Below are 20,671 nucleotides of genomic sequence, written 5' to 3'. Positions count from 1 at the left end.
GCCCGCCGTAGTCACCGAAGGTTCCCGCGTCGAAGGACGCCCGAGCACGAGCAGGACCGCGCCGCAGGCGTCCGTCGAGGGTGGTGGCGGGCGACGGGTGGGACGAAGCGGAGCGGAGGTCCAAAAACACTGCCTAGCGCGGCTCCACCCGCTCCTGCCGCCCCGTTTCCTCCCCCGGCTCCGGGTCCAGCTCGGCCACGGCGGTCACCCGGTGCACGGCGAACCGGTGCACCGCCGCCCGGGTCGCGTCGTAGGCGGTCAGGAAGCCCCCGTCCACACCCGACGGCTCCACGATCCGGCTCACCTGTCGGCCGTCGGTGTCGGTGTAGCCGATCCACACCCTCCGACCGTCCCTGGCGGCTCCCGCGAGCACCTCCAGCACCGCCGCCGACCGCGATCCCGGCGGGCCGTTCTCGGGCAGCGGGACCGGTGTGCGCGCCGCCGTGGCGGCCTCGTCCCCGGCCCGCACGGCGCGCACGGCCTCGGCCGCCAGCGCGCGCGACACCGCCGATCCGTCCATCGCGGGGGGCGGTGCGTCCGCCGCGTCGGCCCGGCGAACCTCGGGACGGCTCAGCCGCATCGACCCGTCCCCGCCCTCGGGCACCGGGTGGTACCCCAGCTGCCGCAGCCGCTCCACCAGCGCGGCGCGGGTCAACCGGCTCGCCACCACGGTCGGCGCCAGCCTCAGCAGTCCCAGGTCGTCGGCCCGCCGGTCGCTGACCAGCTCCTCCAGCAGCGCGGGCTCGTCGCAGCGCAGGTAGCTCGACGCCGAACCGGCCCGCAACCGCCCGTGCCGCCGGCCCACGTCCGACACCAGGTACCGCAGGGCCTGGGGGAGCGGGGTGCGCGAGTGGCGTTCGAGCAGGGCGGTGATGTCGGCGACGCCCCGCCCGGCGTCCAGCGCCCGACGCATCGACCCCTCCGTGAACCGGTACACCGTGGCCCCGCCGGTGGACTCCACGTCGGCGACCAGGGCCAGCTCACGGGCCAGTTCGGCCACCAGCGGGCCCGGCGCGACGGCCGTCAGGTCGCCCTGCACCAGCACGTAGTCCAGCGGCTTGGGCAGCTCTTCGCCCAGGACACGAGCGGCCGCGTCCTCGTCGCCGTCCAGCAGCGGCCGGACGTGGTCGGCCAGCGCGCCGCGCCCGGTCAGGCCGAGCGCGGCCGCCTCGGCCGCCGCCGCCCGCACCAGCTCGGCGTAGACCGGCGACTGGCGGCGCGGGCGCCGCCAGGACAGGCGCGCCGACAGCGAGTCCGGCAGCGGGGCCAGACCCGGTTCCGCGGTGCCCAGCTCCGTGAGCAGGTCGCGGCGGGCCTGCGGCGCGGCCGGACGGACCAGGCCCGGACCGAGCGCGTTGCGCATCCGTCCGCCCGAGTCGCGCGACCCGCTCAGCGACGCCACGCGGTCCGACTCCAGCCAGGCGGAGGCCAGCCGCAGCCACCGGTGCGCGGGCGCGCGCTCCCGCCACAGGTCGTACTCGCGGGTGGGCAGCCACTCGCCCTCGACCCGGTCGTCGGCGCCCAGCAGCCCGGCGGCGTACGCGACCTCCACGAACAGCGCGGCGGTGGCCTCGTCGGTGTCCATCGTCTGGGCGGCGCGGCGCAGGTCGCGTACGCCCAGGCCGCCGTTGCGCAGCACCGCGGCCGGGTCCTCGGACCAGTGCTCCAGGAGCTCCTCGACGGCCCGCAGCACCGTGAAGGCCTGCCCGGCGGCCGCCCGCGCCACGGCTTCGGCGGGGTGCGCGGTCCCCTCGAAGGGCGGCGGCGCGGTGGTGACCTCGCGGAACAGCCGGCCCGAACGCAGGTGCAGCCCCACCTCGCGCGGCAGGGTGAGGGTGTCGTCGCCGCTCGGCAGCAGGAGGGCGCGGGCGATCAGCTCCTCGACCGGGGAGGCGGCGGTGTCCAGGGTGACCTCGCGGCGGGCGTCGGAGACGGTCCCGTGCGGCGGCCCCCACGCCATGCTGTCCAGCAGCCGCCGGGCCTGGTCGCCGACCGGTCCGGGCGGGGCGGACAGCACGGCGGCGACCGCCTCGACGGGGGTGTCCCCGCCGCCCGGCGCGAGGTCGTCGGCGAGCCTCCTGAGGGCGGCGTGCGGCAGCGCGGCGAGCAGCACGCGCGCGGGCGGGCCGAGCTGGGCGGGCTGGGGGAGCAGGTCGCGCAGCACCTGGACGGGGCGCAGCCGCCCCCGGTCGGGCCAGACCAGGGCCAGGCGCAGCAGGGTGTCCAGGGCCTCGCCGACCGGCCCGCCCACCGTGCCGTGCGCCGGTGCGCCGGTCCGCGCGTCGGCCGCCCCCGCGGCCGGTCCGCCGACCGCGGCGCCGCCCGGGGGGCCGCCCGGGCGGCCCGCCGTTGCGTCCGCCCGGTCGGCCGCGCGGCCGACCACCGGTCCGAGCGCGTCGGCCAGTTCGGCGGCGGACACCCCCACCGGCTCGGACAACCGGTCGTCACCGAGCGCGACCACCGACTCCAGCACCTGGAGCGTGAACCGGTCCAGCCGCTCCAGGACCCGCAGAACGGTGTTGCGGGTGGCGGCCCGTGAGGCGAGCGCGCCGATGTCGGCGGGGACGGGCCGGGCCAGGTCCGGGCGGGCCCGCAGCAGGGCGACGAGTGCGTCGTCCGACCGGCCGCGCAGCCAGGAGGTGAACGTGGGGGGACGGCCCGACGCGGGGGCCGTGCGGTTCCCCGTGCCCGGTCCGCGCCCGTCGGGCGGTGCGTTGTCGCTCATCGGTTCAACGCTAAGCGATCGGGGCCCCGGTGTTCGCGTCCGTCCCCTGTGGCTTCCGCGACTGCCTCCGGCACACCGTCGTGGACCGTATCCGAAGGAAAATCGGTGACCGAAACTGGGAAGTAGGGCTTAAAAGCCAGGTCATCCTGAGCCAATATGGGGGCATGAACCAGCGCTCGGAACAACTGGTACTGGATTATCTGTCCGAGGTCGGCCTGGAGCTGCACGGTCGCATGACCGCGCAGGAACGCACCGCCTACCTCGCCGGAGTGCGCTCGCGCATCGACGCGCGCCGCGCCGCCGCGGGACACGACGTGGACACCGTCCGGGGGATCCTCAGGGGTCTGGGCACGCCCCGGGACCTGGTGGAACGCGACCTCGACGGCCGCGACCTCGACGTCGAGGACGACGAGCTGATCCCCTCCAGGCCGCGCCATGCCGACCGGCCGCCGCCGCCCTGGCGGGGCGGCCCCGACCGCGGGATCAGGTCCCTGCTGGAGGGGCCCCGCCAGACGGAGATGCGCGTCCGGGGCCGCCGCGCGGACCGCGGCGACCGGCCCGGACGGGGTGACCGGCCCGACCGAGGCGGCCCGGTGGCGGTGCTGCGCCGCCACCCGCCCGAGGCCGCGGCCCTGCTCCTGCTGCTGCTGGCCGTGCCCTGGTGGTGGGACCTGGCCTTCCTGTGGGTCCTGGGGGCGGCCCTGATCCTGCTCAGCCAGGTGTGGCCCGCCCGCGACAAGTGGATCGGCGTGGGCCTGCCCCTGCTCTCCTGCGCGCTCGGCATGGCCCTGTGGAGCGGCGAGGCCGAGTTCGTCGACGAGTACGTCCAGGAGTCCCTGACCGCCACCGGGGTCATCGGCCTCGGCGCGGCCTCCCTGGTGTGCGCGGTCTACCTCTACGCCCGGCTCCCGCGCCCGGCGCCGTACGCGCGGGACGCGGCACCGCGCTGAGGGCGTGCGCGCGGCCGTGCGCCGTGGCGGGGCACGTGCGGTGTCCTCCCAGTTCAACGGCCTGGTCCCGCTGGTCATTGCTTGGCAAACGCTGGGGAATAACCTTTTCCGGTCGGCCCGTTACCGCGCGTCCGAACACACGGATTCGGGTAGTCATGTCGGTACACCGCCTCTTTCGCTTCAGGCGGTCGCGTCAGTACCGGCGCCCCGGCCTCCAGCCCGGTCGCCACAGCAGCCGAGGCGGCCCACGTCTCCGCCGAGTCCCGTCCCACACTCCGCACCCAGCGGTGCGGGGCCGCAGTCGGCGCCGCGAGGCCCGGATGATCCGCATCCGGGCCTCCTCGCCGTGTCCGGGCCCGTGGCTCCTCCGGAAGGCCCCGCCCGGCCGGACGCGAGCGGGGACCGGCGGCCGTTTATGCCCTCGCGCCGGTGAGTCCCCGGGCACTACTTTGGAGGCACCCGTGGAAAAACCAGGGGTGTCCCGGCGACGCGCGGGCCGCGCGGACTCCACCGCGCCCGCCCGCGGCCCGTTCCCGGCACACCCGCCAGTGAAAGCGTGAGGTCCCCAGGTGCCCACCGGCAAGGTCAAGTGGTACGACGGCGACAAGGGTTTCGGTTTCCTCACCCGCGACGACGGCGGTGAGGTCTTCGTGCACTCCTCCTCGCTCCCTCCGGGCACCACGTCGCTGCGGCCCGGCCAGAAGGTCGACTTCGGCGTGGCCGAGGGCCGCAAGGGCGCCCAGGCGCTCCAGGTCAGGCTCCTGGAGGACCAGCACTCGGTCGCCCGGGCGCGGCGCAAGAAGCCGGACGAGATGGTGGTGATCACCGAGGACCTCATCAAGCTCCTGGAGGGCCTGTCCAACGGCTACCGCCGGGGACGCCACCCCGAACGGCGCGAGGCGTCCAGGATCGCCTCCGTGCTGCGCGTGGTCGCCGACGACCTGGAGGCCTGAGCGGTCCGCGCGCCCCCGGGCGGGAGGGCCGGGCCCCCGGCTCGCGGGGCGGCGGGACCCGGTCCGTCCGGGGGCCGGGCCCGCCCCGGTTCGCCTCGGCCCGGCCCGGTGTCCCCGGTCCCCGGGCGGTCACGGGTCCGAGACCGCGTCCGGAGGATGTATCGGGCGAACCTTGACCCTCGTTATGGTCAAATCGGTGCTCGCGATCAGTGAGAATGGGGGCGTGAGCCCTACTCGACGTTCTCCTGTACCGGACAAGGCATGTATCGAGGCGGTGGAGCTGGCTCGCTCGGTGGCCGCCGAGGTCGGGCGACCCGAGTGGGTGGGTGAGCACCTCGCCCCCCAGGTCGAGGACACCCGCCTGGTCACTCACCTCTTCACCTGCCTGGACCCCGCCTACCCGGGGTGGAACTACGCCGTCACCGTGGTCCGCGCCTCGCGCGCCAAACAGGTCACGGTGAACGAGGTCGTTCTGCTGCCCGGCGAAGGCGCCCTCGCCCCGCCCGAGTGGGTGCCCTGGAAGGAGCGCCTGCGCCCCGGCGACCTCGGCGTGGGCGACCTGCTGCCCGCCGAGGAGGACGACGAACGGCTCGTCCCCGGCTACGCCCAGGTGCCCGACAGCGAGCTGGACGCCGAGGGCGAGGACCGGCAGGCGATCTGGGAGCTGGGCCTGGGCCGACGCCAGGTGCTCTCGGAGTTCGGACGCGAGCAGGCCGCCGAGCGCTGGTACAACGGCGAGGGCGGCCCGCGCAGCCCGATCGCGGCAGCCGCGCCCGCACGCTGCCTCACCTGCGGGTTCATGACCCCGCTCGCCGGTGAGCTGCGCCAGATGTTCGGTGTGTGCACCAACGAGTACGCCCCCGACGACGGCCGCGTGGTCTCGATGGACCACGGCTGCGGCGCCCACTCCGAGGTGCGCCGCCCCGAGTCGCGCAACGATCCGGTCAAGCCTGTCGTGGACGAGATGGGCTACGACCACATCGTCTTCGACGACACGGCCGAGCTGGAACTGGTCTCCTCGGATTCCTGACGTCGGCGTACGCCGGTGCCGTCCGAGGCCGACGCCGAGCCCCGGTGCCGTCTGGAGCCGCCGCGTCCCGGAGCCGTCCGGACGCGCCTCCCGCTGACGCTGTGCCGCCGCGCCGCACGGTCCGGCCCCAGCCCTCCGCTCCGGTGGGCTAGGGTCGGTTTACCGCATCCGATCCCGCCCCGGGTGCACCGTGCCGGGCGTGCCCGCAGCGCAGGAGGAAACCGCCATGGCCGAGCCGCTGACCGCTTCGGTGGCCGATCCCTACAACACCGCCGAGCTGCGCCGACGCGTTCTCGCCGCGTGGGCCGACGCCCCCGCGCGCTTCCGTGAGGACGCCAACGCGGAGGAGGACTTCGCACTCGGCGGCTACCGCGACCGGGTCGTGGTCGAACTGGCCCAGAACGCCGCCGACGCCGCCCGCCGCGCGGGTGTCCCGGGCCGGCTGCGTCTGGCGCTGACCGGCCACCGGCTGACCGCCGCCAACACCGGCGCACCCCTGACCGCCGAGGGCGTGGAGTCGCTGGCCACGCTGAGGGCCTCCACCAAGCGCGGCGAGCAGGGCTCGGCCGGACGCTTCGGCGTGGGCTTCTCCGCGGTGGCGGCGCTCAGCGACGACGTCACCGTCGACTCCGGCGGCTCGGCCGTCCGCTTCAGCGCCGAGGCCGCCCGCGCCGCGGTCACGGACCTGCTGGGCGACGACGGCGCCCACAGCGGCCTCGCGCAGGAGGTGGAGAGCCGTTCCGGGCACGTGCCCATGCTGCGGCTGCCCTTCCCCGCAGAGGCCGTCAACCGTGTGACCTCCGAGGCCCCTGAGGCAGGAGAGGGCGCCGAGGGCTACGACACCGTCGTCACCCTCCTGCTGCGCGACGACCGCGCGCGCGACCGGGTGCGCGAACTCCTGGACCGGACCGGCGAGGCGCTCCTGCTCGCCCTGCCCGGCCTGGTCGAGGTGCGCGTGGACGTCGAGGGCGCCGAACGCGTCCTCACCCGCGAGGAGGCCGCCGGAACGGCCGACCTGGTCACCGCGCACCTGGACGGCGACGGCACCCGGACCACCCTCTGGCGGACCCTCGAACGCTCGGGCTCCTTCGACCCCGCCCTGCTCGCCGACCGGCCCACCGAGGAACGGGACCGCACGTCGTGGTCGCTGACGTGGGCGGTCCCCGTGGACGAGGACGGTGCGGTCGCCGCCCTGCCCGCCGACGTCGAGTCCGTGGTCCACGCGCCCACGCCCACCGACACCGAGCTCGACCTGCCCGCCGTCCTCATCGGCACCTTCCCGCTGGGCAGCGACCGGCGCGCGGTCCAGCCCGGGGCCGCCACCGACCTGCTGCTCATGGAGGCCGCGGAGGCCTACTGCGCCCTGCTGCGGCGCTTCGACCCCCGGGCGTCGCTCGACCTGGTGCCCGGAACCCGTGTGGGCGGCGGCGCCGTCGACGCCGTCTTCCGCGCCCGGGTGGCCGAGCCCCTCCAGGACACGCCGTTCCTGGTGACGGCGGCCGGTGCGCCCGTCGCCCCGCGCGACGCCGTGCTCCTCGACACCGGGGGGCCGGGCGGGACCGACGGCCCCGCCGCCGACCTCGTCCGCGTCCTGTCCGAACTCGTTCCCCCGCTGCTGCCCGGGAGCTGGAGTCCGCGCCACCCGGCGCTGGCCGCCCTGCGCGTCCACCGCCTCGGCCTGGCCGACGTCGCCGACCTGCTCGCCGACACCGACCGGCCCCCGCACTGGTGGGCCGCGCTCTACGCCGCCCTGGACCGGGCGGGCAGGGGCGGCGCCGACCTGGACGAACTCGGCGCCCTGCCCGTCCCGCTGGCCGACGGCAGGCTCGTGCGCGGTCCCCGTTCGCTGCTGGTGCCCTCGCAGGACTGGTCGGCGGACGGCGCGCGCGGTGAAGACCGGGACGGCTGGGAGGACCGGGGAGAGCGGGACGACCGGGACGACCGAGGGGAAGGGGACGACCGGCGCGAGCGCGGGCCCCTGGACGCCCTGGCCGCCCTGGGCGTGCGCGTCGTGCACCCCGAGGCCGTGCACCCCCTCCTCAACCGCCTGGGCGCGGTGGAGGCCAGCGCCGCGACCGTTCTGCGCGACGGGCGCACCGAGGCCGCCGTCCGCGCCTCCCTGGACGCCGACGACCCCGAACCCGTGGCCGAGGCCGTGCTCGGTCTGGTGTCCGCCTCGGGGATCAGCGCCGCCGACGTGCCCTGGCTCTCCGAGCTGGCCCTGCGCGACGACGAGGACGGCTACTCGGTCGCCGCCGAGCTCCTCGTGCCCGGCGCGCCCCTGGCCGACCTCCTCGTGGACGACGCCCCCTTCGGCACCGTGCACCCGGACCTGGTGGAACGGCACGGGACCGGGGTCCTGCGCGCCGTCGGCGCGCTGTGGGAGCTGACCGCGGTCCGCGCCGAGGAGGTCGCGCTGGGCGAGGACCTGGCCTCGGTCTTCGACGGCGCGGCGGGCGAGGAGGGCCCGGACGGCCTGGAGGACTGGGCCGACGAGGTCCTCGAACGCGTGGGCGACCCGGAGCTGCCGCCGGTCGTCCCCGAGCTGGTGTGCGTCGCCGACCTGGACTACGTGGCCGACGAGCAGTGGCCCCGCGCCCTGGCCATGCTCGCCGAGGGGCCGCTGCGGGAGGCGGTGACCGCCCCCGCCCGCGTGCTGCTGCCCGACGGCCGCGTGACGGACGTGCCCTCCTACACCGCCTGGTGGCTGCGCACGCGGGCCCTGCTGGGCGGGAGCGCGCCCGCGGGGCTGCGGCTCGGAGACGCGGACCCCGCCCTGGTGGGCCTGTACGACGAGGTGAGCGCCGACGTCGATCCGGAGTTCGCCCGCGCGCTGGGCGTGCGCACCACCCTGGAGGACGTGCTGGCGGACCCGGACGGCGCGGACGACCTGCTCGCCCGGCTGGCCGACCCCCAGCGGCACGTGGACCGCGCGTCGCTGCGCAGGGTGTGGGCCGCCCTGGCCGGGGTGGACGCCGACCTGGTCACCCCGCCGTCCCGCGTGCGGGCGGTGCGGGGCGGGTCGATCGTGGTGGCCGACGCCGAGGACGCGGTCGTGGTGGACTCCCCGGACCTGCTGCCGCTGCTGGAGGAGCAGGAGCGGGCCCTGGTGCTCGCCCCGGCCGAGACGGCCGAGGCCGTGGCGGACGTGCTCGACCTGGACCTGGCCAGCGAGGCCGTGACGGGAAGGGTCGGGTCCGCGGGGCAGATGCGCCAGGTCCCGGACGAAGCGGACCTCTTCCTCGACCCGGCGGGGGAGCCCGACCGCACCTACCTGCACCACCAGACGCTCACGGTGGACGGGGTGGAGGTGGAGTGGTACGTCGCGGACGGCTCGGCGCACGCCTCGACCACGGACGGGCTGGCCCGGGCGCTGTGCTGGCGCGCGGGGCAGTGGTCCAGGAGGCACGTGCTGGCCGACGCGCTGCGGGAACCGGGGGCGGTGGCGCGGCTGCTGGCCGAGGCCGACCTGGACGACTGAGGCCGTCTCCGGCGCCCACGGGAGCGCCCGGGGGCCGACCGGCCTTCCGTGCCCGGCCCGACGACGAGGGACGCGGCCCCGGTACCGGGGCCGCGGAGCCCGTCCGCCGCACCCGCCGCGTGCGGCGGACGCAGGTCAGGCCGAAGCGACCGCCAGGTCCGCGTCCCCGTCCCGGGCCTGCTCCCAGGCGAGCACCTCCACCTCGTCGCCCACGGCCAGCGTTCCGGTGCGGGTGACGGCGAACTTGGCGCCGAAGGCCACCCCGCCCTCGGCCCGGCGGTAGTCCGCCAGGGTGCGCAGCGGCTCGGGCCCCGCCTTGACGCCCCGGGCCTGGTCGACGGTCGTGGCCACGCAGCGGACGCACACCTTGGCGAAGCCCAGCTCCGCGGTGCCCAGGCGCAGGGCGCGGACGCGGTCCTCGGTGTGCGGCTCGGCCCACCCCGACACCACGATGTTGGGCCGGAAGCGGTTCATCGGCACGGGTTCGGCGCCCCGGGCGAGGATGCGCTCGCCGAGCAGGTCGAGGGAGGCCAGCGACGCCATCAGCACCGCGGTGCTGTCCGCGAACGCGCTGGTGCCCGGGGTCAGCCCGCCCACGTGGCGGTCGTGGTCGTCGGGCACCCGCACCAGGCGGCTGGGCGCGCCGAGCGCCTCCGACAGCCACTCCGCGGCCTCACGGCCCTGGTCCACGCCGACGAACGGCTGCCGGTGCATGGTCACGTCCAGGCGCGGGCCCTCGGGGTCCACCCCGACCTCCAGGGGCGCCGACCCGCCGGTCCCCGCCCCGGGGGCCCACCCCAGGCTCAGACGCGCGCCGTCCGCGGTGATCCCCGCGCGGATGAGCGCCATGCGGGGGTCGTTGCGCTGGCTGCGGAAGCCCCCGGCGTCGTCGACCACCATGAACGTGCGATCGTGCCTGATACCGGCGGACGTCATCTCGGCGGTCCGCACGGACGTGCCCGCGCATCCCTTGACCGGGTAGTGGACGAGTTCCTCGATTCGCGCCATGGGAGAACGCTAGCGCATCGGTTCGTCAACGCCAGCTTGTACAAGCCTTCGCCTGTAAGGCCAGGTCATGCGCGCCTTCGACGTCCTCGGAGACCCCGTCCGGCGCCGCCCGCTGGGACTGCTCGACGAGGGCGAGCGCTCCTCGGGCGAGCTGACCGGGGGCGTACGGGCCGAGTTCGGCGCCTTCCGGCCCGCCGGGGCCGTCCGCCCGGGCGGCCCCGGTCAGCGGGCCACCCGGAAGAACCCCTCCGCGATGAGGGTGCGCAGCGCGTCGGGCGTGCGCTCGCGCACCAGCGCGGGGTCCTCGCCGATGAGCTCGGCGATGACGTTCAGCAGCGGGCCGACCGGCATGGTGCCGTCGCACACCCCCGCCAGGGCGGCCTCCACCGTCCCCACGCGGGCCACGCGCCGCAGGCCGTCGCGCTGGCGCAGCAGGATCTTCTCCGGGTCCGGAGCGCCGGGGCGCCCCACCCTCTCCTCCACCACGCCCGGCGCGAGCGCCACGTGCGCGGACAGCAGCGCCGCGTCGGTCAGGCGCAGTGCGGTCATCGCCCCGTCCACCACGTCGGGCAGGTAGGGGCCCACGGGCCGCTCGATCTCGTGCCGCAGCTCCTCCACGCGCACGGTCGCGTCCTGGGCGACGTCGTTGCGCAGGCAGATCCACCCGAACCCGATGCCCTTGATGCCCTCGCGCTCGAAGTAGTCGAGCCAGGCGTCGTAGCGGCGGGTGTACTCGGGGGTGCCGTGCTCGCAGGAGTCGCGCAGCCACAGCTCCACGTACTCGGCGGGGTCCTGCACGTCGCGCTGGACCACCCAGCCCGAGCACCCGGTCCCGGTCACCCAGCCGCCGACCCGGTCCTCCCAGTCGTCGCCGTCGCGGTGCACCCAGTTCGCCAGGATCTGGCACCAGCCGCCCTCGGTCAGGTGCGCCGGGGCCTGTCGCACCAGCTCGGCGCACACGGTGTCGCCGGGCAGGTCCGACTCCCGGTAGGTGTACCGGGAGGAGTCGGGGGTGATCACGAACGGCGGGTTGGACACGATCAGGTCGAAGCGCTCGCCCTCGACCGGCTCGTACAGCGAACCCTGCTCCAGGCGGGCGTCGGTGACCCCGGACAGGGCCAGGCTGATCCCGGCCAGGCGCACGGCGCGCGGGTTGAGGTCGGTGGCCACCACCTCGCGCGCCCGCGAGGCCAGGTGCAGGGCCTGCACCCCGCAGCCGGTGCCCACGTCCAGGGCGCGCTCCACCGGTCCGTCCACGATCAGCTGGGACAGGGTGGAGGAGGCGCCGCCCGCGCCCACCACGTGGTCGGGAGCGGGGACCGCGCCGCTGCCGGGGCGCACCTTGGGGTCGGAGACCACGAACCCGGGCCTGCCGTCCTCCAGCTCCCAGGGGCCCAGGTGCACCAGGGCGCGCACGACGGGCCCGCCCTGCCCCTCCTCCACGGTGACCAGCCCGGCCTCGGCCAGTTCGTCCACGGGCAGGATCGAACGCGCGGCGCGCGCGGGGATGGACGACCGCAGCCACCACAGGCGCAGCAGCAGTCCGAGCCGCTCGTCGCCGCCGGTGGCGCGCAGGGCGGGCACCAACTCCTCGCGGGCCAGTGCGCGCGCGGCGGCGTCGCCGAGGCGGTCGCGGACGCCGGACACGGTGTAGTCGGCGTCGATGAGGATGCCGCGGAGTCGCTCGGCCAGACCGCGCGGAAATCTCGTCTCAGACACCCGCCCATTATCGGGCAGAACCGCGGTGCCCCGCCGGGGGGTGCCCGGCGCTGGTCAGGAGTGGTCGGCCCGGCGCTCGGCGGCGTCGGAGCGCCTGCGCAGCAGATGGGGTATGTACAGGAACCCGAACACGCCCAGCACGATGCCGGTCACGCAGACGCCGATCCACCAGCGCTCGGACGCGGGCAGGCCGTCGCCCATCGCGATGAGGACCACGAGCGCCACCGTCCACGCCAGGGTGCCGATCGCGGCGGGCACGCGGTAGTCGCTCTCGTGGACGTCCGGGTCGGGCTGGCGAGGTTTGCGCACGGTTCCAGGCTATCCGCTCACCGCGGGGGAGGGCGCGTGCGTGCGGGGGAGGCGGCGCGCGCACCGGAGAGGGGGACGGGCGGCGCGCGCACCGGGCCGCCCCGCCGCGTGGGGACGGATTCGTCACATTCGAAGAGCCGATCCTCCGGCCCTCTGGTCTTTCCTACGGAAAACCAGGGAAACGCGTGGTCGGTGTTGTGTGAACATGCAACTAATCTGACGCAGAATCCTTCTTGTCCAGTAAGTACGACCAGGTCAGGCTGACGACGTGAAAACTCCGAGTCCATCCCCCAGCGGCACCGGCAAGACGCCATCCGGCCGCCTCGACCGCTACTTCCGCGTCTCCGAGCGCGGATCCACCTTCGGCACCGAGGTGCGGGGCGGCCTGGCGACCTTCTTCGCCATGGCCTACATCGTCGTCCTCAACCCGCTCATCATCGGTACGGCCGAGGACGTCAACGGAGAGACCCTGGGCATCCCCCAGGTGGCCGCCGTCACCGCCCTGGTCGCCGCGATCTCCTGCGTGCTCATGGGCGTGGTCAGCCGCTACCCCTTCGCGATCGCGGCGGGCATGGGGCTCAACGCCGTCGTCGCCTACGGCATCGCGCCGGTCATGCCCTGGTCCGACGTCTTCCTGCTGATCATCATCGAGGGCGTGCTGCTGCTGATCCTGGTGCTCACCGGGTTCCGCACCGCGGTCTTCGCCGCCATCCCGCCCGGCCTCAAGGTCGCCATCGCCGTCGGAGTGGGCCTCTTCCTGGCCCTGGTCGGCCTGGTCAACGCCGGTTTCGTGCAGGCCGGTGAGGGCACCCCCGTCCAGCTCGGCAACGGCGGCCTCCAGGGCTGGCCGATCCTGATCTTCGTCATCGGCCTGCTGATCACCGTCGCGCTGTACGTGCGCAAGGTGCCGGGCTCGATGCTCATCGGCATCATCGTCTCCACGGCCGTCGCCCTCCTCGTGGAGTCGCTGTTCGGCGGCGGCGACAACCGCCTCGGCTGGAGTCTGACGGTCCCGACCCTGTCCACCGGCGGGGGAGTGGTGGCGGTCCCCGACTTCTCGCTCGTCGGCATGTTCGCCGACGGCGGTCTCGACGTGTTCTCCCGCTGGGCCGACATCGGCGTCGCCACCGTGGTCATGCTGATCTTCACGCTGCTGCTCGCCGACTTCTTCGACACCATGGGCACCATGGTCGGCGTCGCCCACCAGGGCGACCTGGCCGACGAGGACGGCAACATCCGGGGCTCCCGCGAGGTGCTGGCCGCCGACTCCGTCGGCACGATCCTGGGCGGCTTGGGCTCGGCCTCGGTCGCCACCATCTACGCCGAGTCCGCCGCGGGCGTCGGCGAGGGCGCCCGCACCGGTATCGCGCCGATCGTCACCGGCGTCCTGATGATGCTGGCCACCCTGTTCACCCCGCTGGTGAACCTGGTGCCCTTCGAGGCCGCCACGCCGGTGCTGGTGATCGTGGGATTCATGATGATGGTCCAGGTCGTCAACATCGACTTCAGGGATCCGGCGCTGGGCCTGGGGTCCTTCATGGCGATCATCATGATGCCCTTCACCTACTCGATCGCCAACGGCATCGGGTTCGGCCTGCTGACCTACGCCTTCGTCAGCCTGGTCACGGGCAAGGGGCGCCAGGTCCATCCGCTGCTGTGGCTGATCTCGCTGGTCTTCCTGATCCACTTCGCCGAGGCGCCGATCAACGCCCTGATCGGCTGAGGCACGGCTTTCGCGCCGTCCGGGAATTCCGGCGGCGGTGGACGGCGTTGACTCCGGTGATGAGTCAACGCCGTTTACTTATTTGCCCGCTTTGTCCACCCGGCCGGGATCGAAGCCGACCGCCGATGGCCGCATCAGTCCCTCCCCTCACGTCCGAGGGGAGGGACTGATGCGGCGTATCGCCATGTTCCGGTCCCTGGCCAACCGCAACTACCGGCTGTACGCCCTGGGCCAGCTGCTGTCCAACCCCGGCACGTGGATGCAGCGCATCGCGCAGGACTGGCTGGTCCTCCAGCTCAGCGGGGGCAGCGGTATCGCGCTCGGCATGACCACCGCCCTCCAGTTCCTGCCGCTGCTCCTCTTCGGGCTGTGGGGCGGGGCGCTGGTCGACCGGCTGGACAAGCGCAGGCTGCTGGTGTGCACCCAGGCCGCCATGGGCGTGCTCGCGGTCGGCCTCGGAATCCTGGCCACCGCGGGGGCCGCGCAGGTCTGGCACGTGTACCTGTTCGCCTTCGTGCTCGGCCTGATCACCGTGCTCGACAACCCCGGGCGGCAGGCCTTCGTCCCGGAGATGGTCGAGCGCGAGCACCTGTCCAACGCCATCGCGCTCAACAGCGCCAGCTTCCAGCTCGGCCGGGTGACCGGTCCGGCCGTCGCCGGTCTGCTCATCGCGGTCATCGGCAGCGGACCGGTCTTCCTCATCAACGGCGCGTCGTTCGGGTTCACCATCCTCGCCCTGATGATGATCCGCACCTCCGAGCTCAACCCCACCGAGCGGGTGGCCCGGGGCAAGGGGCAGATCCGGGAGGGGCTGCGCTACATCGGCGGCAGGCGCGACCTGGTCCTGCTGCTGGTGCTGGCCGCCGCCACGCAGTTCTTCGGCGCCAACAGCCAGAACCAGATCGCGCTGATGGTCAACAACGTGTTCGAGGCCGGAGCCGACGCGTTCGGCGTGGCCGCCGCCTTCCTGGCCGTCGGCGCCCTCGCCGGCGCCCTGCTGGCCGCCCGCCGCGACCGGCCCCGGCTGCGGCTGGTGCTGATCGGGTCGCTGGCCTTCGGCGCGCTCCAGGTCGTCGCCGGGCTCATGCCCGGCTACGTGCCGTTCGTCCTGGTGCTGGTGCCCATGGGCGTGGCCTTCATGACGTACGTGACCACGCTCAACGCCACCTTCCAGCTCAGCGTGGACCCGCGGATGCGCGGACGCGTCATGAGCATGTTCCTGCTGGTGTTCATGGGCGTGGCGCCCATCGGCGCGCCCGTGGTGGGCCTGCTCGCCGACACCTTCGGCCCGGAGACGAGCCTGGTCATCGGCGGTGCGGTGACCCTCGTGGTCGTCGCGGTCATCTCCGCCCTGCTCTTCCGCGCCAAGGGCGTGCGCCCGCGCGACGTGCTCCCGGGGCGGCGCCCCTCCTCGGACGCGGAGACCGCCGAGGAGGCGACCGCCGAGGAGGAGACCGCGGAGACCGGGAGCGAGCGCGAGGAGGCCCCGGAGGCGGAGCGCGAGCGGGTGGACGCCGAGCGCCTCCCGGACGGCTCCACCCGGGTCCGCCTCGTCCCGGACGGGGACGGGACCCGACCGGACACGGTCACCCGTACCTGAGACTCCCGGTCGTGCCCCGCCGTCCTCGGGGCACGACCGGGGCGGCCGTTCCGGCCCTTCGGAGCCCGTGTCGCCGCCGAACCGGCCGCCCGCGGGCCCGGCGGGGCTCCGGCGGACTTCCCGGGGAGCGGACCCGGCGCCCCCGACAGACCGCAACCGCCGGGCAGGCCGCGGCTCCCGGGGAGAATGGGGGCATGAGACTGTTCGCGGCACTGGACCCGCCCCCCGACACGGCGCACGCGCTGCGCCGGGCCGTCGACCGGGGCCGCGGCCACACCCCCGGCCTGCGCTGGGCCGATCCCGGCGAGTGGCACCTCACCCTGGTCTTCCTCGGCGAGGTGGACGAGGCCCTCCTGCCCGCGCTCGGCGACGCCCTCGGCCGGGAGGCCCGCGGGCACCGGCCCTTCCGCATCACCGCCGAGGGCTGGGGAGCCTTTCCGGGCGACCTCCGCCGCGCCTCCGTGCTCTGGGCCGGGCTCGGCGGCGACACCGCGTCCCTCCACGCCCTCGCCGACGGACTGCGCGCCGCCGCCGCCGAAGTCGGCGTACCCGTCGAGAACCGCCCCTACGTGCCGCACATCACGGTGGCCCGCAGCCGTCCCGCGCGCGACCTCACCGGAACCGCCGACGCCCTCGGCCCGCTGCCAGGCCACGGGTGGCCGGTCCGCGAGGCGCACCTGGTGGAGAGCAGGCCGGAGCGGGAGGACCGCTACCGAACCGTCCGGACCTGGCGGTTAGGCTGGGAGGCGGATCCCACCCGACCTCCTGAGCGGAGCACGTCATGAGCATGCTCACCAACAACCGCAAGCAGCGCTGGCTGCTGCCCGTGGTTCTGGGGGGCATCATGCTCATCGTGCTCCTGGGCGCCCTCGTCGGCTGAGCCGCCGCGCGGCGGCCCCCGACCGGCGTGCGCCAGGCCGACGACGGCGGCCCGCCCCCGCCCCGACGGTCACCGGCCGCTCTCCCCGCCGTCCCGGGGTCACGCGGAGGCGGAGGCCAGGCTCACCGCGCGCGTGATCAGGTCCGCGTTGTCGTGCGCCTCCCCGCCGTCGGGCAGCCGCATGGTGTCCTCCAGCCCCATCCGGATGTCGTAGCCCGAGGCCACCGCCGTCTCCAGGACCGGCCAGGCCGTCGCGTCGGCCCCGTGCAGCAGCCGCGGCTGGTTCGCCCCCGCCCGGTCCAGCAGGGAGCAGATCGCCTCGGCGTTGCGCCGGGCGTCCTCCACCGCGACCTGCGTGGGCTCCACCAGTACCGCCGCCACCCTGAGCTTCGTGGCGACGAGGATGCGCGCGGCCTCCACCGTCCACACCCCGGCCTCCACCCCGATCCGGCGGTCCTCCAGCAGGTGCGCCAGGTCCACCGAGCCCGCCTCGTGCAGGTTCACGGTGACCGAGTCCGGCAGCGCCGACGAGGCCCAGCGCTGCACCAGGTCGTAGCGCCGCCACGGATCCGACTCCGCCGACAGCGACGTGGTCAGCGACACCGGCACCCGCGGCCCGTCGGCGCGCAGCCGCTCCATGAGGGGGCCCACCACCTGGGGCGCCAGCGACTCGGCTCCGGTGGGGTCGCGCGGATGCAGGTGCAGCTCGGTCGCGCCCGCCGCCACCACCGCGTGCGCGTCCGCCACCAGCTGGTCCACGGACACGGGCAGGGCGGGGTGCGCTCCGGGGCGGCGGTCCCCGTTGAGACAGGCGACGATCCTCATGGGTGCCCTCCTAACGGCGCTCCGTAAGCCCAATGTGCCCGTTACCGCACGGGTACAAGCCATCCGTGGCGTTCCCTGGCAGGATGTCGGTCATGAGAACTCCGCTCGTTCTTGCCGCCGCAGCCCTCTTCGCGACCCTCCCGGCCGCCCCGGCCCTGGCCTTCCCCGAGGACCCGAGCGACCCCGGCACCGGTGGTGTCGACTACCCCCGCGGAGGCGAGGGGCCCGAGGGCTCCGAGATCGCCTTCGAGTTCCAGGACCCGAGGATCTCCGAGTCCAGTGGAATCGCCCCCTCCCTGCTGCACGAAGGCGTGTGGTGGACCCACAACGACAGCGGCGAGCACCTGAACGAGGTGTACGCGGTCGACGAGGAGGGGCACACCCTCGCCACGGTCACGCTGAACCTGGACCGCCGTGACTGGGAGGCGATCACGGTCGCCGAGGCCCCCGACGGGACGCCGTCGGTCCTGGTGGCCGACATCGGCGACAACTTCGACGGCGGCTGGCCCGACGTCAGCGTCCACCGCTTCCCCGAACCCGGGGCGCTCGCCGACACGGCGGTCGACCCGCAGGTGTTCACCTTCACCTACGAGGACGGGGGACGCGACGCCGAGTCGCTGATGGTCGACCCCCGCGACGGCCGGATGTACGTGGTGACCAAGGAGTTCTCCGGCGGCCTGTACGCCGCGCCCGAGGAGCTCGAACCGGGGGCCGAGCACATCCTGGAGCGGATCGACTCGGCGCCCCTGTTCGCCACCGACGCCGCCTTCAGCCCTGACGGCAGCCGCTACGTGGTCCGCACCTACTGGGGGGCCACGGTCTACGACGCCACCGGGGGCGTGCCGGGCTCCTCCCTGGGCGCCTTCGACCTGCCCGAGTCCGACCAGGGCGAGGCCATCGCCTTCACCCCCGACGGCACCGCCCTCATGGCCGGGACCGAGGGACCCGGGGCGCCGGTCTGGCGGATCCCGCTGGAGGACCGCTACCTCGCCGAGGAGCCCCCGGTGCGGGAGGTCGCCGCGCGGGAGGCGCCCGCGGGGGAGGGCGGGACCGTCGAGCCCGAGACGCGGGGGGCGCTGCCCTTCATCGTGGGCGGCGGCGCGGTCGCCGCCCTGGTCATCGTCGCGATCGTCCTGCTGGCCCGACGGGGCTGACCCCTACTCCTCGGGCTGCGGGTCCAGGAAGTGCTCGCGCGCCAGGAAGGCGTGCCGGGAGAAGTCGGTGAACACGCCGTCCACCCCGGCCTCGAAGAAGGCCTCGTACTCGGCGGCGAAGGAGCCGTAGTCGCCCGGTCCGCCTTCCGAGCGCAGCTCGGCGGGAAGGAAGTGGTTCTCGCTGCGGAACGTGTACGGGTGCACCAGGAGCCCGGCCGCGTGCGCGTTCTCCACCAGGTCGGTCGGCTCCCCGAGCACCCCGTCCTCCACGGGCACGACCAGGCTCTTGGCCGGGCCGATCGCGTGCGCGAACGTCGCCACCTCGGCCAGGCCGTCCGGCGCGGTGTGGTGCAGCCAGCGCTCCTCGGAGCCCATGAGGTAGACCAGCGGCAGCTCCGTCACGGCCAGCTTGCGCAGGCTGTCGGCCTCGAAGGACTGGAGGAACACCGGCACCAGCGGCTCGGGGCCCGTCAGCCCCGCCTCGCGCAGGGCCTGGATTAGCACCGGCTCCAGCTCCAGGCCCTGCGCCTCGTGGTAGGCGGGGTGCTTGGTCTCGGGGTAGATCCCGATCGGGCGGCCCAGCTCCTTGGTCAGCGCCAGCGCCAGCTCGATGACCTCCTCCAGGGTCGGGATCCCGTAGGTCCCGTCCATCACGGCGTTGTCCGCGCGCACGTCCCGGAGGCGCTCCACCGCGCGCAGCGTCCGGATCTCCTCCAGCGTGAAGTCCTGGGCGAAGAACCCGGTCACCTCGCGCCCGTCGACGGTGCGCGTGGTGCGCCGGTCGGCGAACTCGGGGCGCTCGGCCACGTCCGTGGTCTCGCCGATCTCCTGCTCGTGGCGGCAGACCAGCCTCCCGTCCCTGGTCGAGACCAGGTCCATCTCGATGAAGTCGCCGCCGTGCCGGGCCCCCAGCTCGTAGGAGGCCAGCGTGTGCTCGGGGCGGTGCCCCGACGCACCGCGGTGCGAGATGATCTTGATGGGGGGTTCCTTCTTGTTCCTGCGCACAGCCGAACCGTCCTGAGAAGCGAGATGCCGGGAAAAGGGGGAGGCCGACCCGACGCGGGTCGGCCTCCATTGTGCAACGCGGGGCGAACGGGTCAGGACAGCTCGGTGAGCACGTGGTCCACGCACTCGGTGAGCGCGCGCACGTCGTCCGGGTCGATCGCCGGGAACATGGCCACGCGCAGCTGGTTGCGGCCCAGCTTGCGGTAGGGCTCGGTGTCGACCACGCCGTTGGCGCGCAGGACCCGGGCCACCGCGGCGGCGTCCACGTCGTCGCTGAAGTCGATGGTGCCGACCACCTGAGAGCGCTTGGACGGGTCGGTGACGAACGGCGTCGCGACCGGCGACTTCTCCGCCCAGTCGTAGAGGACCGAGGAGGACTCGGCGGTGCGCGCCACGGTCCACTCCAGGCCGCCCTGGCCGTTCATCCACTCCAGCTGCTCGGCGAGCAGCAGCAGCGTGGCCACGGCCGGGGTGTTGTAGGTCTGGTCCTTGCGGGAGTTGTCGATCGCCGTGGGCAGCGAGAAGAACTCCGGCACGTAGCGGCCGCTCGCCGCGATCTCCTCCACGCGGGCCAGGGCCCGGGGCGACATGACGGCCAGCCACAGCCCGCCGTCGGCGGCGAAGCTCTTCTGCGGCGCGAAGTAGTAGACGTCGGTCTCGGCGATGTCGACCGGCAGGCCGCCCGCGCCGCTGGTGGCGTCCACGAGGACGAGCGCGTCCTCGTCGGCGCCCGCCACGCGCCTGATGGGCGCGGCCACACCGGTGGACGTCTCGTTGTGGGTCAGCGCGTACACGTCCACGCCGGCCTCGGCCGCGGGCTCGCCGTGGCTGCCCGGGTCGGTGCTGATGACGGTGGGCTCCTGGAGCCAGGGCGCGCCCTTGGCGACCTTCGCGAACTTGCTGGAGAACTCGCCGAAGGCGAGGTGCTGGGACTTCTCGCGCAGCAGGCCGTGCGCGGCGATGTCCCAGAAGGCGGTGGTGCCGCCGTTGCCGAGGACCACCTCGTAGCCGTCGGGGAGGGAGAACAGCTCGCTCACCCCGGAGCGGACCCGGGAGACCAGGGACTTGACCGGCTTCTGCCGGTGGGAGGTGCCCATGTAGCGGGAGCCGGAGGCGGCCAGGGCCTCGATCTGGGCGGGGCGGACTTTGGACGGGCCGCTGCCGAAACGGCCGTCGGAGGGCAGCAGGTTCGCGGGGATCTGAATCTCGTCGGTCACGACCACCAGCGTAGTGGCGGTGGAGGCGGCAGAGCCGGTCAGGGCCGCTGTTGGGGCTCCTGAAATGAAGCGGGGAAGCGGGCGCTATGTCA

General features: G+C 74.5%; 15 protein-coding genes. 8 read left to right on the top strand and 7 right to left on the bottom strand.

From position 1 onward, the window contains the following. Positions 1 to 133: 133 nt before the first annotated feature. Positions 134 to 2,725 (bottom strand): helicase-associated domain-containing protein, encoded by a 2,592-nt coding sequence (locus UIS43_RS14610; RefSeq protein WP_370010338.1) that lies wholly within the window; start codon positions 2,723 to 2,725, stop codon positions 134 to 136. A gap of 164 nt (positions 2,726 to 2,889) precedes the next feature. Here UIS43_RS14610 and UIS43_RS14605 point away from each other — a divergent pair, with 164 nt between their 5' ends. The 4 genes from UIS43_RS14605 to UIS43_RS14590 all read left to right on the top strand — a co-directional run bounded on the left by UIS43_RS14605 (position 2,890) and on the right by UIS43_RS14590 (position 9,139). After that, the gene (locus UIS43_RS14605) at positions 2,890 to 3,675 is read left to right on the top strand and encodes a hypothetical protein (RefSeq protein WP_041552895.1); all 786 of its coding nucleotides are present in this window, start codon (positions 2,890 to 2,892) and stop codon (positions 3,673 to 3,675) included. Positions 3,676 to 4,244: 569 nt separating this feature from the next. Continuing rightward, positions 4,245 to 4,628 carry a cold-shock protein gene (locus UIS43_RS14600; protein ID WP_013155186.1) on the top strand — a complete coding sequence of 128 codons (384 nt, stop codon included), beginning with the start codon at positions 4,245 to 4,247 and terminating at the stop codon, positions 4,626 to 4,628. Positions 4,629 to 4,902: 274 nt separating this feature from the next. Next, positions 4,903 to 5,658 (top strand): DUF3027 domain-containing protein, encoded by a 756-nt coding sequence (locus UIS43_RS14595; RefSeq protein ID WP_019607894.1) that lies wholly within the window; start codon positions 4,903 to 4,905, stop codon positions 5,656 to 5,658. Between the two features lie 226 nt (positions 5,659 to 5,884). Beyond that, positions 5,885 to 9,139, top strand: coding sequence for a sacsin N-terminal ATP-binding-like domain-containing protein (locus UIS43_RS14590; protein WP_013155184.1), 3,255 nt, complete (start codon positions 5,885 to 5,887; stop codon positions 9,137 to 9,139). 135 nt (positions 9,140 to 9,274) lie between these two features. Here UIS43_RS14590 and UIS43_RS14585 read toward each other — a convergent pair whose 3' ends face one another. The 3 genes from UIS43_RS14585 to UIS43_RS14575 form a co-directional block, all read right to left on the bottom strand. Then, the gene (locus UIS43_RS14585) at positions 9,275 to 10,147 is read right to left on the bottom strand and encodes an MOSC domain-containing protein (RefSeq protein WP_013155183.1); all 873 of its coding nucleotides are present in this window, start codon (positions 10,145 to 10,147) and stop codon (positions 9,275 to 9,277) included. Between the two features lie 222 nt (positions 10,148 to 10,369). Further along, complete coding sequence (locus UIS43_RS14580) at positions 10,370 to 11,866, bottom strand: methyltransferase (protein WP_071622811.1); 1,497 nt, start codon at positions 11,864 to 11,866, stop codon at positions 10,370 to 10,372. A gap of 54 nt (positions 11,867 to 11,920) precedes the next feature. Further along, a complete protein-coding gene (locus UIS43_RS14575; protein ID WP_013155181.1) occupies positions 11,921 to 12,175 on the bottom strand; it encodes a DUF2530 domain-containing protein in 255 nt (84 codons plus the stop codon). Positions 12,176 to 12,443: 268 nt separating this feature from the next. Between UIS43_RS14575 and UIS43_RS14570 the strand changes: the two genes are divergently transcribed. The 3 genes from UIS43_RS14570 to thpR all read left to right on the top strand — a co-directional run bounded on the left by UIS43_RS14570 (position 12,444) and on the right by thpR (position 16,283). After that, positions 12,444 to 13,898 (top strand): NCS2 family permease, encoded by a 1,455-nt coding sequence (locus UIS43_RS14570; RefSeq protein WP_013155180.1) that lies wholly within the window; start codon positions 12,444 to 12,446, stop codon positions 13,896 to 13,898. Positions 13,899 to 14,067: 169 nt separating this feature from the next. Then, positions 14,068 to 15,498, top strand: coding sequence for an MFS transporter (locus UIS43_RS14565; RefSeq protein ID WP_370010334.1), 1,431 nt, complete (start codon positions 14,068 to 14,070; stop codon positions 15,496 to 15,498). Between the two features lie 194 nt (positions 15,499 to 15,692). Beyond that, the gene (thpR, locus tag UIS43_RS14560) at positions 15,693 to 16,283 is read left to right on the top strand and encodes an RNA 2',3'-cyclic phosphodiesterase (protein ID WP_013155178.1); all 591 of its coding nucleotides are present in this window, start codon (positions 15,693 to 15,695) and stop codon (positions 16,281 to 16,283) included. Positions 16,284 to 16,477: 194 nt separating this feature from the next. Here thpR and UIS43_RS14555 read toward each other — a convergent pair whose 3' ends face one another. Next, on the bottom strand, positions 16,478 to 17,203 hold the full coding sequence (locus tag UIS43_RS14555; protein WP_071622807.1) for a 3-keto-5-aminohexanoate cleavage protein: 726 nt from the start codon (positions 17,201 to 17,203) through the stop codon (positions 16,478 to 16,480). Between the two features lie 92 nt (positions 17,204 to 17,295). Between UIS43_RS14555 and UIS43_RS14550 the strand changes: the two genes are divergently transcribed. After that, on the top strand, positions 17,296 to 18,357 hold the full coding sequence (locus UIS43_RS14550) for a hypothetical protein (RefSeq protein WP_013155175.1): 1,062 nt from the start codon (positions 17,296 to 17,298) through the stop codon (positions 18,355 to 18,357). Positions 18,358 to 18,360: 3 nt separating this feature from the next. Here the strand turns inward: UIS43_RS14550 and UIS43_RS14545 are convergent, their stop codons facing one another. Next, on the bottom strand, positions 18,361 to 19,362 hold the full coding sequence (locus UIS43_RS14545) for a glycerophosphodiester phosphodiesterase family protein (RefSeq protein ID WP_370010330.1): 1,002 nt from the start codon (positions 19,360 to 19,362) through the stop codon (positions 18,361 to 18,363). A 92-nt stretch (positions 19,363 to 19,454) separates the two neighbouring features. Continuing rightward, the gene (serC, locus tag UIS43_RS14540; protein ID WP_071622806.1) at positions 19,455 to 20,585 is read right to left on the bottom strand and encodes a phosphoserine transaminase; all 1,131 of its coding nucleotides are present in this window, start codon (positions 20,583 to 20,585) and stop codon (positions 19,455 to 19,457) included. Positions 20,586 to 20,671 lie beyond the last annotated feature (86 nt).

The sequence above is a fragment of the Nocardiopsis sp. LDBS0036 genome, assembly GCF_041228755.1.
GTDB classification, from domain to species: domain Bacteria; phylum Actinomycetota; class Actinomycetes; order Streptosporangiales; family Streptosporangiaceae; genus Nocardiopsis; species Nocardiopsis dassonvillei.
This window is presented reverse-complemented; position numbering and strand designations above follow the sequence as displayed.

Excerpts from the sequence above, each read along its gene's own strand:
- UIS43_RS14555 (WP_071622807.1), bottom strand. The coding sequence starts at position 17,203 with ATGAGGATCGTCGCCTGTCTCAACGGGGACCGCCGCCCCGGAGCGCAC.
- UIS43_RS14590 (WP_013155184.1), top strand. The coding sequence starts at position 5,885 with ATGGCCGAGCCGCTGACCGCTTCGGTGGCCGATCCCTACAACACCGCC.
- UIS43_RS14585 (WP_013155183.1), bottom strand. The coding sequence starts at position 10,147 with ATGGCGCGAATCGAGGAACTCGTCCACTACCCGGTCAAGGGATGCGCG.
- UIS43_RS14565 (WP_370010334.1), top strand. The coding sequence starts at position 14,068 with ATGCGGCGTATCGCCATGTTCCGGTCCCTGGCCAACCGCAACTACCGG.
- thpR (WP_013155178.1), top strand. The coding sequence starts at position 15,693 with ATGAGACTGTTCGCGGCACTGGACCCGCCCCCCGACACGGCGCACGCG.
- UIS43_RS14610 (WP_370010338.1), bottom strand. The coding sequence starts at position 2,725 with ATGAGCGACAACGCACCGCCCGACGGGCGCGGACCGGGCACGGGGAAC.
- UIS43_RS14605 (WP_041552895.1), top strand. The coding sequence starts at position 2,890 with ATGAACCAGCGCTCGGAACAACTGGTACTGGATTATCTGTCCGAGGTC.
- UIS43_RS14550 (WP_013155175.1), top strand. The coding sequence starts at position 17,296 with ATGAGAACTCCGCTCGTTCTTGCCGCCGCAGCCCTCTTCGCGACCCTC.